The sequence below is a fragment of the Streptomyces sp. NPDC001903 genome (assembly GCF_042891345.1).
Taxonomy (GTDB): Bacteria; Actinomycetota; Actinomycetes; order Streptomycetales; family Streptomycetaceae; genus Streptomyces.
In genome coordinates, this window is the sequence record NZ_JBIASZ010000001.1 from 646,742 (window position 1) to 661,515 (window position 14,774).

13 protein-coding genes are annotated in these 14,774 nt (G+C 73.9%); 7 read left to right on the top strand and 6 right to left on the bottom strand.

What is annotated here, in order from left to right; translation table 11 throughout:
* Positions 1-33: 33 nt before the first annotated feature.
* The 3 genes from ACFYZS_RS02995 to ACFYZS_RS03005 form a co-directional block, all read right to left on the bottom strand.
* Positions 34-1,881, bottom strand: coding sequence for a protein kinase (locus ACFYZS_RS02995; protein WP_389006101.1), 1,848 nt, complete (start codon positions 1,879-1,881; stop codon positions 34-36).
* A 73-nt stretch (positions 1,882-1,954) separates the two neighbouring features.
* Entirely contained in the window at positions 1,955-2,566 is a 612-nt protein-coding gene (locus ACFYZS_RS03000; protein ID WP_389006103.1) for a GNAT family N-acetyltransferase, read from the bottom strand.
* Positions 2,563-4,656, bottom strand: coding sequence for a penicillin acylase family protein (locus ACFYZS_RS03005; RefSeq protein WP_389006105.1), 2,094 nt, complete (start codon positions 4,654-4,656; stop codon positions 2,563-2,565). The genes ACFYZS_RS03000 and ACFYZS_RS03005 overlap by 4 nt, the downstream gene beginning before the upstream one ends.
* 68 nt (positions 4,657-4,724) lie before the next feature.
* Between ACFYZS_RS03005 and ACFYZS_RS03010 the strand changes: the two genes are divergently transcribed.
* Positions 4,725-5,459, top strand: coding sequence for a siderophore-interacting protein (locus tag ACFYZS_RS03010; protein ID WP_389006311.1), 735 nt, complete (start codon positions 4,725-4,727; stop codon positions 5,457-5,459).
* A 53-nt stretch (positions 5,460-5,512) separates the two neighbouring features.
* On the opposite strand, the gene ACFYZS_RS03015 is transcribed toward ACFYZS_RS03010, so the two are convergent.
* Both ACFYZS_RS03015 and ACFYZS_RS03020 read right to left on the bottom strand, forming a co-directional pair.
* Positions 5,513-6,013, bottom strand: coding sequence for a DinB family protein (locus tag ACFYZS_RS03015; RefSeq protein WP_389006107.1), 501 nt, complete (start codon positions 6,011-6,013; stop codon positions 5,513-5,515).
* 33 nt (positions 6,014-6,046) lie between these two features.
* Positions 6,047-6,856 carry a GNAT family N-acetyltransferase gene (locus ACFYZS_RS03020; protein WP_389006109.1) on the bottom strand — a complete coding sequence of 270 codons (810 nt, stop codon included), beginning with the start codon at positions 6,854-6,856 and terminating at the stop codon, positions 6,047-6,049.
* A 55-nt stretch (positions 6,857-6,911) separates the two neighbouring features.
* Here ACFYZS_RS03020 and ACFYZS_RS03025 point away from each other — a divergent pair, with 55 nt between their 5' ends.
* The 6 genes from ACFYZS_RS03025 to ACFYZS_RS03050 all read left to right on the top strand — a co-directional run bounded on the left by ACFYZS_RS03025 (position 6,912) and on the right by ACFYZS_RS03050 (position 14,612).
* Positions 6,912-7,313: a signal peptidase I gene (locus tag ACFYZS_RS03025; RefSeq protein ID WP_389006111.1), complete on the top strand. Its 402-nt coding sequence runs from the start codon at positions 6,912-6,914 to the stop codon at positions 7,311-7,313.
* Between the two features lie 228 nt (positions 7,314-7,541).
* Positions 7,542-9,791, top strand: coding sequence for an MMPL family transporter (locus ACFYZS_RS03030; protein WP_389006113.1), 2,250 nt, complete (start codon positions 7,542-7,544; stop codon positions 9,789-9,791).
* 42 nt (positions 9,792-9,833) lie between these two features.
* Positions 9,834-10,388, top strand: coding sequence for a GNAT family N-acetyltransferase (locus ACFYZS_RS03035; RefSeq protein ID WP_389006115.1), 555 nt, complete (start codon positions 9,834-9,836; stop codon positions 10,386-10,388).
* Positions 10,389-10,491: 103 nt separating this feature from the next.
* Positions 10,492-11,103, top strand: a complete 612-nt coding sequence (locus ACFYZS_RS03040; RefSeq protein ID WP_389006117.1) for a hypothetical protein — start codon at positions 10,492-10,494, stop codon at positions 11,101-11,103.
* Positions 11,104-11,292: 189 nt separating this feature from the next.
* Positions 11,293-11,460: a hypothetical protein gene (locus ACFYZS_RS03045; RefSeq protein ID WP_389006119.1), complete on the top strand. Its 168-nt coding sequence runs from the start codon at positions 11,293-11,295 to the stop codon at positions 11,458-11,460.
* A gap of 80 nt (positions 11,461-11,540) precedes the next feature.
* Positions 11,541-14,612: an AAA family ATPase gene (locus ACFYZS_RS03050; protein ID WP_389006313.1), complete on the top strand. Its 3,072-nt coding sequence runs from the start codon at positions 11,541-11,543 to the stop codon at positions 14,610-14,612.
* Here ACFYZS_RS03050 and ACFYZS_RS03055 read toward each other — a convergent pair.
* Positions 14,560-14,754, bottom strand: a complete 195-nt coding sequence (locus ACFYZS_RS03055; RefSeq protein WP_389006121.1) for a DUF6191 domain-containing protein — start codon at positions 14,752-14,754, stop codon at positions 14,560-14,562. The genes ACFYZS_RS03050 and ACFYZS_RS03055 overlap by 53 nt on opposite strands.
* Positions 14,755-14,774 lie beyond the last annotated feature (20 nt).

The following is a 14,774-nucleotide window of genomic DNA, read 5'->3' on the forward strand; positions in this document are numbered from 1 at the left end:
GGATTTCGCTTCCGGTGCGGGGCCGTCCGTCGTTCAGCGGGTCAGCTGCGGTGCGGCGATGACGACGGTGCCGTTGTCGCAGCCCATGTCCACCTTGACGCGCAGCCGCAGGGCTCCGGTCACGTCCACCGACCGCGTGGCCGGCTTGCCGAGCTCGACCAGCTCGGAGAAGGCCGCGGGCTTCCCGTCGAGCGAGATGCTGACCCGGCCCTTCTCGTGCGTCGAGCCGTCGTCGATCCCGGCGGTGAACTCCAGGTGCTTCCACTCGCGGTTGAGGTCGAACTCCGTGATCGCCTCGTCGTTGCAGTCCGGCTGTGCGATGAAGGCGGCCCCGTACTGCTTGGTGTTGATCTTCGCGGCCCCGACGGTGAAATTGCCCAGCCCCGCGATGGGCGTCAGCAGCGTCAGGTCGGCGGCCTTGATGTCCGGCGCCACGCCGCCGGGCTGGGTGCCGCTGGCGGTGGGCTCGGGCGTCGCCCCGGCGTCCGTACTCTCGCTCTCGCTCGGTGACGGCGTGGGCGTCGGGGACTCCTCCTGCGGTGTGGCCGGCTCGGAGGCGGAGCTGCCGCCCTTGCCGTCCGAGGCCTGGTCGCCGCCCTTGTCCTCGTCCAGCAGCCGTACGCCGACCACGGCGATCGCCGCGATGACCAGCACGGCGGCCACCGAGCCCAGGACGAGCCCGGCCCGCCGCCTCTTCGGCGCGGCGGGCCCCGGCGGCGGGGACTCGTGCAGCGGGTACGTCGGCCCGTACCCGGCGGGCACGTGCTCCGGCCGGGTCTGCGCCTGGACCTGCGCCTGCGGCTGGACCTGCGGCTGGGGTTGCTGCGGCTGCGGCTGCGGCTGCGGCTGCGCGTCCCGGGCCGGCGGGGGCGGGGAGGGGACCGGCGTGTGGACCGGCGGCGGACCCGCGGGCTGCGGAGGCGCCGCGGGCCTCGCCGGAAGCGGCACCGGGACCGCGTCCTGCACCGCCCGCTGCGAGGTCGAGGAGGTCGTGGACACCACCGCGTGCCGTACGTCCTTCATCCAGCCGGCCAGGCTGACGGGCCGCTGCGTCGGGTCGCCCGCGTACACGGCGGTGATCCGGGCGCGCCGCTCGGCGTCCAGTACCGCGATCTGCGGCAGCTCCGCCATCGCCCGGGCCAGCTGATCGGGGGAGTTGGGCGGCGACTCGCCGCTCAGCAGGAAGTACGCGATGGCCCCGAACGCGTAGCGGTCCGCCGCCGGGGTGCGCTTGCCGTCGAAGACCTCGGGAGCCGCGTACCCCGGGGTGAACCACACCTCGGCCGTCTGGTGGTCGGCGGTGAGCTTGCTGAGCCCGAAGTCCACCAGGGTGGCCTGCCCATGACCGTCCACCATCACATTGCCCGGTGACAGGTCGCCGTGGATCACCTGGCGCCCGGACGGGGTGGCCTTCCCCGAGTGCAGCCAGTCCAGGACGTCGGCCAGCTGCTCCAGCGTCCGCATCACCTCGCGCCGCTCGGCGGCCGTGGCGAGATTCCGTTCGGCGCGCCAGTCGCGCAGGTCGAGCCCGTCCACGTGGTTCATCACGAGGACGAGGGCCCGCCCGGTCAGCGTCCCGGACTCCCCCGACCGGTGGATCGGAGGCCCCTCGAAGTGCTCCCGCACGCCGACGACGCCCGGGCGGTGCACGAAGCGCAGGAGCTCGGCCTGCTCGTTCCACTTCCGGCTGATCCGGTCGAACTCGTCGGGCGTGATGGTCGTCTTGGAGTCGAGCACCTTGACGACCACCGGTTCGCTGCCACCCGCGAGCTCGATCTCCGCGAGATAGAGCACGGCCTCCCCGCCGCGCCCGATGGACCGCAGCAGCCGGTACCGGTCTGCTGCCGCATCCGGCCCGATGTGCAGATTCTGGCTGGTCAATTTCCCCCCAGCGCCGATGCTTTGAGTGGGCATCAGTCTGGCGTGGCCGGAATCACACGGTCAATCGGAACGGTCAGTTTGCCCCGGGCTCGAAGAAGACGAGGCGGGCCCGCTTCGCCGGGAGGTGGACCTCGGGCAGGTCGATCTCCGGGAGCTCGACCTCGGGGCCCAGCTCGAAGCCGCTCCGCACCAGGCGGGCGATGGCCTTCTCGTTGCGCGCGTCGGGCTCCGCGACGATCCGGCGGGTGGTTCCGTCCGAGAGGACGTAGGAGAGGAAGGCCCCGATCAGGCCCGCGCTGAAGCCGCGTTCGGAGGCGCCCCGCGCCGGGCCGATCATCAGGTGCACGCCCGTGTCACCGGGCAGGACCTCGTAGCACTCGCTGATCCGGTCCTCGGCGCAGTCGTACGTCTGGAACAGCCCGGCGGGCTCGCCGTCGCGGCGGGCGAGGAACGCGTGGTGGGTCGTGCGGCGGTCGACGTCCTCGTAGATCTCCCGGACGAGCTCGCGGCTGGCCTCGCGCATGCCCCAGAAGCGGGCCCGTTCCTCGGTGACCCAGGAGTGGATCAGCGCGGCGTCGGCGGCCGGGTCGACGGGGGCGAGGGTGACCGTGCCGACCCCCTCGACGCGCTGGGAGTACACGGGCCGTCGGGTGCCGGCGGAGGAGGACGCGCTGCTGCTGGTCATACGGATTCCTTGGTGAGACGGGTCCAGTCGGTGACGACGGGGACGAGTTCGCACTGAGCCCAGTACGGGAGCTGGTCGCGGTGGTGGGGTGATCCGGTGACGCCGTCCGCGCCGAGGGGGACCGCCCAGAGGCTGTCCTCGCGGCGGGCCAGGTCCCACACGTAGCGGGCGGCCGAGGCGCGGGCGGTGAGGTCGGTGAAACCGGGGACGGTGGAGGTGGCGTTCACGCAGTCGTGGTCGCCGCCCAGGCCGGGCCACTGCGCGTCCGGGTCGGGCAGCGCCGACCAGGGCGCGAGGCGGTGCACCTGCGACCACGGGGTGTCGGGGGTGTCCGCCGCGGCGGTCTCCTCCAGGGCGGCGCGTACGTGGGCCGCCCGGTCGAGGGCGGGCAGGAGGGCGGTGGTCAGCAACCCCTCCAGGGCGTAGCCGACGCGGGGGACCAGGTACAGCCAGGGGTGGAACACCTCGGGGCCGGTGGGCGCCCCCGCCAGGGCGGCGAGGGCGGGATCGGCGGCCAAGCGGCGTACGGCCGCGGTCCGCAGCGCCGAGAAGACGGTGGCGTCGGTGCTCTCGGCGGCCATGTGCCGGTCCCAGGCGAGCAGTCGGGCGCGCAGCGCCTGCGCGGCGGGGGACAGGCCGTCGAGCCCGGGCAGCAGGGCCAGCAGCGGCGCGGCCGAGGCCAGGTAGGTGTCCCGGTGTACGTCGGCCATCGCCTTCGGGGACCAGTCCGCGGAGCCGGAGAGCAGCTCGCGGATGCGGTCGGCCCGGTGCGGGGGCGCGAACTCCACGCCGAGCGGCGAGGCGATGCCGCGGGCGTTGGCCATGACGGCGAAGCCCTGCACGGGCTCGGCGGGGGTCTCGGCCCAGCCCTGCCAGGCGTACCGCGGGTCCCAGGCGGGCACCGGGCGCAGCCGGTTGGCCGGGTCGCGCAGCGGGACGGCGCCGGCGACTCGGTGCAGCAGGCCGCCCTCGGTGTCGGCGGCGTGGACGACGTTGACGGGCTCGGCCCAGCCGTCGAGGGCGCGGTCGATGTCGGCGACCGTACGGGCACGCAGCAGCGCGGGGAGGACGGCGAAGCCGAGATCGCGGCGGACGCGGGGCGGGTAGCGCAGCGAGAGGGTCTGCTCCGCGTCCTCCTCCTGCGGGTCCGCCGCCCCGCCGCGGGTGATCACGGGGCCGCGGGCGGTCTCCAGCACCTCGACCTCGACCGGGTCGGCGCCGGCGACGGTGATCGTCTCGGTGTGCCGGTGGACGGGCTCCCAGGCGCCCTCGGGGCCGAGGGCCTCGAGGCCGGTGCCGTCGGCGGCGGGGCGCAGCCGCTCGACGTACAGGTCCTGGTAGTCGGCCATGGCGTTGGTGATCGCCCAGGCGGCGCCGCCGGTGTGCCCGAAGTGGCCGAGGCCGGGGATGCCGGGGACGGCCAGGCCGATGACGTCGTACTCGGGGCAGGACAGGCGTATCTGCTGGTACACGCCCGGGTCCTCGATGAACCGGTGCGGGTCGCCCGCGATGAGCGCCGAGCCGGTGCCGGTCCGCTCGCCCGGGACCAGCCAGCCGTTGCTGCCGGCGGTGCCGGGGCCGTCGGTGGCGAAGAGGGTGACGGCCTCGTCGCCGAGGGCGCCGGCCACGCGCTCGCGCCACAGCTTGGTGGCGAACCCGGCGAAGAGGATGTGGGTGGCGATCCAGATGCCGAGCGGGACCCACGGCTCCCAGGGGGTCGGGGTGTGGCCGGTGCGCGCGAACCGCTCGTCGCGGGCGGCGCCCCGGGCGAGTCCGTCGTTGACGCCGTCCACGTAGGCTCCGACCCAGGCGGCGGTCTGCGGGTCGAGGGCCTCGTGGCAGCGGCGGGCGGTGTCGGCGAGCCGGGCCTGGCGGACGAAGCGGTCCCAGGAGACGGAGTCCGGGCCGAGGAAGGCGGAGCTGGAGCCCTGGGCGCGGTGGCGCTCGACCTCCAGCTGCCAGGCGCGGTCGAGGGCGGTGGTGTGGCCCTGGGCGTAGGCGAGGCGGTCGGCGTCGGCGGCGCGCAGATGGGGGATGCCCCAATCGTCGCGGTAGAGCTCGAAGGCGCCGGCGTTGTTCAGAAGGCTCACACTCTTCCCCCAGTGCATTAGGTTAGGCTGCCCTAACTATAGGGGTTCAAGAGGGAGGGGTGGTCGCCATGGCGGGCGTCGGCAAGGGATGGGAAGGCGTGGTCCTGCGGCTTCTGCGCGGCAAGGACTTCACGTTCACGGTCACGGGCGCGGAAGAGGTCACGGAGCACTACCGCCGCGTGTACGTGACGGACGGCGGGCTGCTCGCGGCGGCCGGTGCATCACTCCACCCGACGATGTGGGTGCGGCTGTGGTTCGACAACGCGGGCAAGCCGCACACCCGGGCGTACACGCTCGTCGACCCGGATCCGCGGGCGGGAACGTTCGCCCTGGAGTTCGCCCTCCACGACGGCCCCGCGAGCGCGTGGGCGCGGGCCGCGAAGGCCGGCGACACCATCGAGGCCACCGTCCAGGGGACCGGCTTCACCGCCCCGGCGCCGGAGCCGGAGCGGCTGCTGGTGATCGGCGACCCGGCCTCGGTCCCGGCGATCAACTCCCTGCTGGACGCCTACCCGCGGACACCGGCGACGATCTGGCTGGAGACCCAGCACGCCTCGGACGCCGGCCTCCCGGTACGGCTGGACCCGGCCCGGCACGAGGTCAGGCGGGTCGGGCGCGCGGGCTCGGCGCTGGTGGAGCAGGTCAAGAAGGAGCTCCCGGAGCTCGTCGGCGACCCGGAGTCGGCGTACGTATGGCTGGCCTGCGACACGGCGACGACCCGCACGCTGACGGCCTACCTGCGCAAGGACCTGTCCCTCCCGAAGCAGCGGGTGAACGGCCTGGGCTACTGGCGTGCGGCCTGACGGATCCCCGGACGGACCGCCGGAGGGCGGGGCCGTCCCTTCGGGGCGGACCGTCAGGCCCCGGTGGCGCCGTCGACGGCCTGGCGCAGGAAGTCGGCGTGGCCGTTGTGGCGCGCGTACTCGTGGATCAGGTGGAGCATGACGAGGCGCAGCGAGGCCTCCTCCTGCCAACTGGCCACGTACGCCGTCACGTCGAGGGACTCGGCCGCCGCCTCGATGCGGCGTGCGTGCGCGACCTCCGCCTCCCAGGCCCCGAACGCCTCCTCGCGCGTGGAGCCGGAGGCGTCGTAGGCGGCCTGGAAGTCGTGGGTGTCGGACCAGAGGTGGGGGAGCTCCTCGCCGTTCAGGGTGCGGCGGAACCAGTGCCGTTCCACCTCGCCCATGTGCCGGACCAGGCCCAGCAGGGACAGGGTGGACGGCGGCATCGAGGGCCGCCGCAGCTCCTCGTCGGTGAGCCCCTCGCACTTCCAGGCGAGGGTGGCCCGGTGGTAGTCGAGGAAGGCGCGCAGCGTCTCCCGCTCGTTCCCGGTCAGCGGCGGCCCGATTCGTTCCATCCCCCGATCCTCCCCCGGAGCCCTCCGCTCCCGCTACGGCTTCGGGGTCCAGAGGTACGGGACCGTCGTGCCCAGGGTGGCGAAGCCCAGGCGCTGGAGGATCGGGCGGCTGTCGGCGGAGGCGTCGACCTGGAGGTACCGGATCCCGCGGGCCGCCGCGATGCGGGCCCGGTGGGCGACCAGGAGGCGGTAGATGCCCCGGCCCCGCCACTGCGGCAGGGTGCCGCCGCCCCAGAGGCCGGCGAACGAGGCGCCCGGACGCATCTCCATGCGGGCCGCGCTCACCGGGGTGTCCCCGGCCATCGCCACCACCGCCGCGAGGGTCTCGGGCTCCTCCCGCAGCAGGGTGAGCAGGAGGTGCCGGATCGCGGGGCGCTCCGTGCCGAAGGCCTTCGCGTGGACGTCCATCATCAGGTCGACGCCCGCCTCGTCCGTCACCACCCGCAGGGTGATCCCCTCGGGCGGTTCCACCGGCAGGGCGGCGAGCTCGTCCGCCCGTCCCACCATGAGGGTCTCGGCCGGTTCCGGTACGAAGCCCGCCGCACGCAGCCGGTCCCCGAGATCCGCCGGGCGGTCGTGGCCGTACAGCTTCCACTCGACCTCGCCGGCCCCGCGGCCCGCGAAGTACGCCACCTGCGCCGCGATCTCCGCGTCCGCCGTCTCCTCGTCGAGGTCCGACCAGAGCACCCCGTTCCACCCGGCACCGCCGCCGGCCGCGGTCTGCCGTACGACCACCCCCGCCCGCTCCACCCGTGTGTCCGCGGTGTCCGGCAGGGCATCGCGGCGCATCTCCCGGTCGTACGCGGCCCGTACGTCCGCCAGTTCGTCAGCATCGATCGTCATCGGCCCAGCTCACCAGCCGTCCGCACGCCCGCACAACTGCATTAGCCTCACCCCCGTGAACGACGACTCCATCTACACCGGCAAAGCGGCCCCGGACGCCGCCACCGACCGAGGCTGGCTCCTCGGCCACTTCAAGGACCCCGCCGATCCGCGCCACAGCGAGGACGTCGAGATCAAGTGGGGAGTCCACCCCAAGGGCGAGGAGCGGGCCCAGTGGGTGCGGGGCGAGGAGCGCACCGCGCTCCAGGTGCTGATCAGCGGCCGCTTCCGGCTGGAGTTCCCCGGCCGGACCGTCGTCCTCGCCGAGCAGGGCGACTACGTGGTCTGGGGCCGGGGCGTCGACCACTCCTGGTACGCCGAGGAGGACGCGGTGGTGCTCACCGTCAGGTGGCCCTCCGTACCGGGCTACCGGGCCGACGGGGCGGACGGCCCGGCGAAGGGCCCCTCGGGCGGATGACCTTGGTCCCGTAGCACCCCCCGCGCCCCTGTGACGATGCACACGAAAGGGGCCAACGATCACCAAACGCTGGGATCGTTGCGCTGTAGACCATCTTGGCCGATATTCGGCCGACTCCCGGCCGGTCCCTGGGCGATCCCCCGGGCCTTCGGCCGGGCCTTCACGAGTTCCAGCGTCTTTGCGTCGGGCAGCCCCGGTAAAGATCCGAACCACCAGGGAGCACGTCCGTTGGCAGTGATCGCGCGCTGGTGCCTGCGGCACCGCCTGGTGGCCGTCCTCCTCTGGCTGCTCGCCCTCGGCGGCGCGGCCGTGGCCGCCGGGACCGCCGGATCGGCGTTCTCCAACGACTACGAGGTCCCCGGCACCGAATCCAGCCGTGCCCACGCCCTCCTGCGCGCGGGCTTCCACGGCCAGGGCGGCGACACCGACACCGTCGTCTGGCGGGCCCCGGAGCATCAGAGCGTCCGTACCCCCGCCGTCGAGCAGCGCATGGCCAAGGCCCTCGACACCATCGCCGGGCTTCCCGGCGTCGGTTCGGTCGCCGGCCCGTACGGATCCGGCCCCGAGAGCGCCGCGCAGATCAGCCCCGACGGGCGGACCGCCTATGCCGTGGTGACGTTCGACCGGCCGGCCGACTCCGTACCCAAGGCCCAGGCCCAGGCCGTCGTTCACGCCGCGAAGAACCCCACCACCGAGGCGGACGGACTCCAGGTCGAGCTCGGCGGGCAGGCCGTCGCCCTGACCGAGGCACCCACCGCCCACCTCGCCGAGGTCATCGGCGTGGCCGTCGCGGCCCTGGTCCTCTTCCTCGCCTTCGGCTCGCTCGCCGCGAGCCTGCTGCCCATCGCGACCGCCCTCGTCAGCGTGGGCACCGCGTATTCCGGCATCACCCTGCTCGGGCACGCCATGCCCGTCGCCGACTTCGCCCCGATGCTCGGCACCCTCGTCGGGCTCGGCGTGGGCATCGACTACGCACTGTTCATCGTGACCCGGCACCGCAAGGGCCTCATGCGCGGCCTGCCGGTCGAGGAGGCCGCCGAGCGGGCCGTCGCCACCACCGGCAGGGCCGTCGTCTTCGCCGGGGCCACCGTCTGCATCGCCCTGCTCGGCATGCTGGTGCTGCGCCTGAACTTCCTGAACGGCGTCGCGATCGCCGCCTCCCTCACCGTGGTGCTGACCGTGGCCGCCTCGGTCACCCTGCTCCCCGCCCTCCTCTCGTACATCGGCATGCGCGCCCTCTCGCGCCGCGAGCGCCGCAGGCTCGCCGCGGAAGGCCCGCGGCCCGAAACGCCCACCGGGTTCGCCGCCCGCTGGTCTGCCTTCGTGGAGCGGCACCCCAAGCTGCTCGGCACCTTCGCCGCGCTGGTCATGGCCGTCCTGGCGCTGCCCACCTTCGCGCTCCACCTGGGCACCTCCGACCAGGGCAACAACCCGGCGGGCTCCACCACCCGGCAGGCCTACGACCTGCTCGCCGACGGGTTCGGCCCCGGAGTGAACGGCCCGCTCACCGTCGTCTCCCGCCTCGACGGCGCCGGGGACCGGCTCGCCGTCGACCGGCTGGCGGAGGCGCTGCGCAAGACCGACGGCGTCGCCGCCACCGGTCCGGCCGTCTTCAACCGCAGTGGGGACACCGCCGTCCTGACCGTCATCCCGGACTCCGCCCCGCAGTCCCGGGCCACGAGCGAGCTGGTCACGACGCTGCGCGAGAGCGTCATCCCGACCGCCGGGCACGGCAACTCGATGACCGTCCACGTCGGCGGTGTGACCGCGGGCTACGACGACTTCGCCGACGTCATCGTCGGGAAACTGCCGCTGTTCGTCGGGGTGGTGATCGCCCTCGGCTGCGTCCTGCTGCTGCTGGCCTTCCGCTCCGTCGGCATCCCGCTCAAGGCGGCCGCCATGAACGTCGCGGCCGTCGCCTCCTCCTTCGGCGTCGTCGTGGCGATCTTCCAGTGGGGCTGGGGCAGCGAGCTGCTGGGCCTGGGCAGCGCCGGCCCGGTCGAGCCCTTCCTGCCGGTGATCATGGTGTCGGTCCTCTTCGGGCTGTCCATGGACTACCAGGTGTTCCTCGTCAGCCGGATGTACGAGGAGTGGCTGGAGACCGGTGACAACCGGCGGGCCGTCCGCGTCGGCCTCGCCGAGACCAGCCGGGTGATCAACTCGGCGGCGGTCATCATGATCTCCGTCTTCCTGGCCTTCGTGCTCAGCGGCGACCGGATCATCGCGATGTTCGGCATCGCGCTCGCCGCGGCCGTCGCACTCGACGCCTTCGTCCTGCGCACCCTCCTCGTCCCGGCGCTGATGCACTTGCTCGGCGGCGCGAACTGGTGGCTCCCGGCCTGGCTGGACCGCCGCCTGCCCAAGATCAGCATCGAGCCCCCGGAATGCCGCTCGCGTGCGACACTGCCCGCGCAGCGGCCCGCCGCGGTCCCCGCCACGAGCGAGGACGGCGCCGAGCCCGCCACCGCATCCCGGTGATTCGGCAACCCGCCGTACGAGACCCGAGGAAGGGCCGCCCGCATGTTCTCGATCGACCTCGCCGACGACGCCCGGCTGATTCCGCTGGAGGTCTGGCACGCCGAGGAGTTCCTGGCGCACATGGACCGTGGCCGCGCGTTCATCGGCGAGCACATCGCCTTGGCCGACAAGGTCACCGACCTCGACTCGGCGCGCGCGTTCCTCTCCTCGTACGCGCAGAAGACGGCCGCCGACGGCGGGCGGCTGTACGGCATCCGGGTCGGCGCCACCCTCGTCGGCGGGGTCCTCTTCCGGACCTTCGACGCCGATTCGGGCACCTGTGAGGTCGGCTGCTGGCTGGAGCCCCAAGCCGCCGGCCGGGGCCTGGTGACCAAGGCCTGCCGCATCCTGATCGACTGGGCCTTCCGGGAGCGCGGCATGCACCGCGTCGAATGGCGGGCCTCCGCCGCCAACGCGAGGAGCCTCGCCGCCGCGGAGCGCCTCGGCATGACCCGCGAGGGCGTCCTGCGCGAGAGCCACCCGCACCGCGGCGTGCGGCAGGACACCGAGATCTGGGCGGTCCTCGCCCACGAGTGGCCGCCGGCCCCCACCGCCTGACACCACCCGCCGCGGCCCCGGTCCGGGGCCCGCGGGCGGCCCGGTCCGGCGGCGTCGGAGCCTTCTCAGAAACCTCTCAGACAAGCCGCCTACGGTGCCCCGCATGGACACCACGAAGACCGCCGACCCGACCGCTCCCGAGGCGGACACCGCCGAGCCCCAGGCCACCGAGGCCGCCCAGGCCACCGAGGCCAAGGCCGACCTCAAGGACGCCCCCGCCGCGGAGAGCGCCGAGGCCGGGGACGCCCCCGAGGCCGAACTCTCCGACGAGGACCTCGAGGACGAGCTCCACGACGAGCTCGAGGAGACGGAGCAGCGGTCCGAGGGCGTCGGCGCCGCGGCGTCCGCCGTCGTCGCGGCCGGGCTGGGCCTCGTCGCCCTCAGCGGAAGCTGGGTCTCGCGCGTCATAGCCGAGCGCCAGACCCTGGTGGGCCAGATCGAGTCCGTCAACGCCGCCACCACCGAGGCGAAGATCGAGGCCCTGTACGGCGACGCCTGGCACATGACCGCCCTGGTCAACGGCGTCCTGTCCACCCTCGCCCTGCTGCTGGCCGTCTTCGTGCTGGCCCGTCCCGCCTTCGGCGCCCCCGGCCGCACCCTCCCCACCTGGGTCCGCGCCGTCTCCTGGGCCGCCGTCGCCCTCGGCGCCTTGGGCGTACTGCTCTTCGGCCTCATGTACTTCGACATCCTGGCTCCCCTCCCGAAGGCCGCCTAGGGCCTCCCACCACGCGCCTAGGACCCCCTCCTAGGCACTCCCGGTCCGACCCGGGGTCCTTCGGCCGCGGCCTAAGGACCCCCGTCCCGTACAGATGCGGCATGCTCCCGATGTGCCGGCACCCCCTGGGGCGCGAATCTTGGATCACACCGAACGAGGTGCCGAGAAAAGCGAACCGAGGAGTACGAGATGTTCGAGTACGAGATCGCCACCGCCCGCCGCGCCGACCTCATCCGCGAGGCCGCCCGGTACCGCCTGGTCCAGGAGGCCAAGAAGGCGCGCCGCGCCTCCTCGCGCAGCCAGGAACCCGAACGGCAGGTGAGGGGAGAGCGGAGCCGCTTCACGCGCGCCGCGTGACCCGCGCCGCGGACCGCGTGGACTGACGCGTGATGAGAAGCGCACCCCCGACCAGTGCCGCAGGCCAGGACTCCTGTGCGATGCTCGGCGACGTGGAGACCAGATCTGTCAGCCCGGTGTTCGTCGGCCGAGCCGACGAACTGGCCGTACTCACCGATGCATTGGCCCGCGCCGCGGCCCAGGAGCCGCAGGCGATGCTCGTCGGGGGCGAGGCCGGGGTCGGTAAGACCCGCCTCACCGAGGAGTTCCTGTGCGAGGCGGCCCGCAGCGGCGCGGTGGTGGCCGTCGGGGGCTGTGTGGAGATCGGGGCGGAGGGCCTTCCCTTCGCCCCGTTCTCGACGGCCCTGCGGACCCTGCACCGCCGGCTCCCCGGGGAGCTGGCGGCGGCCGCCGCGGGCCAGGAGGACGAACTCGCCCGGATCCTCCCCGAACTCGGCGACACCCCCCGCGGGCCGCACGACGAGGAGAGCACCGCCCGGCTCTTCGAACTGACGGCCCGGATGCTGGAGCGGCTCGCCGCCGACCGCACCGTCGTCCTGGTCCTGGAGGACCTGCACTGGGCGGACACCTCCACCCGCCACCTGCTCTCCTACCTCTTCCGCACCCTCGCGAGCGGCCGGCTCGTCATCGTCGCCACCTACCGGGCCGACGACGTCCACCGCCGCCACCCGCTGCGCCCCCTGCTCGCCGAACTCGACCGGCTCCGCACCGTCCAGCGCATCGAGCTGCCCCGCTTCAACCGGGCCGAGGTGCGCCGCCAGCTCGCCGGCATCCTCGCCTCGCAGCCCGACGAGGCCTTCGTGGACTCCGTCTTCGACCGCTCCGACGGCAACGCCTTCTTCGTCGAGGAACTCGCCGCCTGCCAGAGGAGCGGCTGCCACGCGGGACTCACCGAGTCCCTGCGCGACCTGCTGCTGGTGCGCGTCGAGGTGCTGCCCGAGGCCGCCCAGCGCGTGGTGCGCATCGTCGCCGAGGGCGGCTCCACCGTGGAGTACCCGCTCCTGCGCGCCGTCGCCGGGCTGACCGAGGACGAGCTGATCGAGGCCCTGCGGGCCGCCGTCGGCGCCAACATCCTCCTCGCCACCCCCGACGGGGACGGCTACCGCTTCCGCCACTCGCTCGTCCGTGAAGCCGTCAGCGACGACCTGCTGCCCGGCGAGCGGGCCCGCGTCAACCGCCGCTACGCCGAGGCGATGGAAGCCGACGACTGGCTGATCCGCGCCGAGGAGCGGGTCATCCGGCTGGCCAGCTACTGGTACTGCGCCAACGACGCGGCCAAGGCGCTGCCCGCCGTCCTCGCCGCCTCGGTCGCCGCCCGCCGCCGCCACGCCTACTCCGAGCAGCTGAACCTGCTGGAGCGGGCGCTGGACCTGTGGGAGAGCGCGCCGGAGGAGGTCCGCGAGGCCCTGCGCCCGGTGGACTACACCGAGGTGTACCCCCCGTGCGGCTGCGATCCGGCCACCACCCCGCTGAAGCGGCTCGACCTGCTGGCCGAGGCGACCGTCGCCGCCCGCTTCGGCGGCGAACGCGAACGCGCCCTCAAGCTCACCAAGACGGCGCTGCGGCTGCTGGAGGAGGACCGGGACCCGCTGCGCGCCGCCTGGTTCTGGACCGAGCGCTCCCGGCTCGTCTCCAGCCTGGCCCGCGGCGACGGCTGGGAGGAACTCGCCAGGGCCCAGGAGCTCGTCAAGGGGCTGCCCCCGTCCCAGGTGCACGCCGAGGTCCTGGTCCGGGCCGCGGGCTGGGGCATGCTCCACAACCCCGGCCCCGGCAACCTGGAAGCCGCGGAACGCGCCGTGGCCTACGCCCGCATGCTCGGGGCCGAGGAGATCGAGCTCAACGCCCGGATCACGGTCGGCAGCCTGCTCACCGACTCCGGCGACGCCGAGCGCGGCCTCGCCGAGATGCTCACGGTCCGGGAGCGGGCCGCCGAACTGGGGCTCGTCATGCTGGCAGGACGCGCACATATCAACCTCACCTCTCAGCTGGAAAGCATGGGCCGGTCCCGCGAAGCCGTGGAACTGGCCGAACAAGGGGTCGAACTCGTCAAGAAGTCACGGCTGTTGGACACCGAGGCCTGGCTCAGCGGGAACATGGCGGAGAGCCTGTACAGCCTCGGCCGCTGGGACGAGGCCGCCGCAGCCGCCCAGCGCGGTCTGAGCGTCGGCCAGAGCGCCGCCCCGCGCGGCTCCGCCTCCGCGCGGTTGTCCTACCTGGCCCTGGCGCGCGGCGAACTGTCCGAGGCGACCGGCCGTCTCGCCGCCGCCCACGCCCACTTCGGCACCCACGACAGCCAGCCCCAGCACCGCATACCGCTGTACCGCCTCGCCGTCGGCATCGCCGCGGGGGAGGGCCGCATCGCCGACGTCCGCGCGGAGATCGCCGACGCGATCGCCTACGGCTTCCCGCTGGGGCACCACCGCTACGCCTGGCCGCTGCTGCTCGCCGCAGCCTCCGCCGAGGCGGACGCCCGGGGACTGCCCGTCGCCGACGCCGGCCGCGAAGCAGCCCTGGACGTGCTCCGCGACGCCGCCCGCGCCCTGGCCACCCCCGTGCCCGTGTGGGCCGCCCACGCCGAGTTCTTCCGCGCGGAGCTGCTGCGGGCCGAGGACCGGGACACCGCCGCCGACTGGGCCGGCGTCGAGCGGACCATCCGCCCGCTGGAGCGTCCGTACCTGCTGGCCCGCGCCCGCCACCGGCTCGCCGAGGCCCTGCTGGCCGCCGGCGGCGACCGAGAGCCCGCCGGCGTGCTGCTCCGCGAGGCCTACGCCACCGCGGACCGGCTCGGCTCCCGCACGCTCCGCGAGGACCTGGCCCTGCTCGCCCAGCGCGCGCGGCTCCCGCTCAGCGGGGCCGACGCCCCCCGGGCCCTGCCCGCACCGGCCCCCGACCCCGTCGAGGCCCTGGGCCTGACCAGCCGCGAACGGGACGTCCTGCGCCTGGTCGCGGCGGGCAACAGCAACCGCCGGATCGCCGAGGAGCTGTTCATCTCCCCGAAGACGGCCAGCGTGCACGTCTCGAACATCCTGGCCAAGCTCGGCGTCGCCGGCCGCGGCGAGGCGGCCGCCCTCGCCCACCGGCTGCGCCTGTTCGGGCCCCTCACTCCCGCGGGGAGTCCTCCGCCGGGCGTGAGTCCTGCGCCGGGCGTATGAGGACCGTGCCGGAGTCCAGGTCTATCGGACCCCGTCCCGGATCGCCGTCGCTCACGTCGGTCCGGGACAGCTCCAGCCGCTTCTTCTCCTCGTCCGTGTGCCCCCGTCCCGGGTTGAAGAGCTCCTCGATCATGTTGAACACCGCGTCCACCGTGCCTTTCG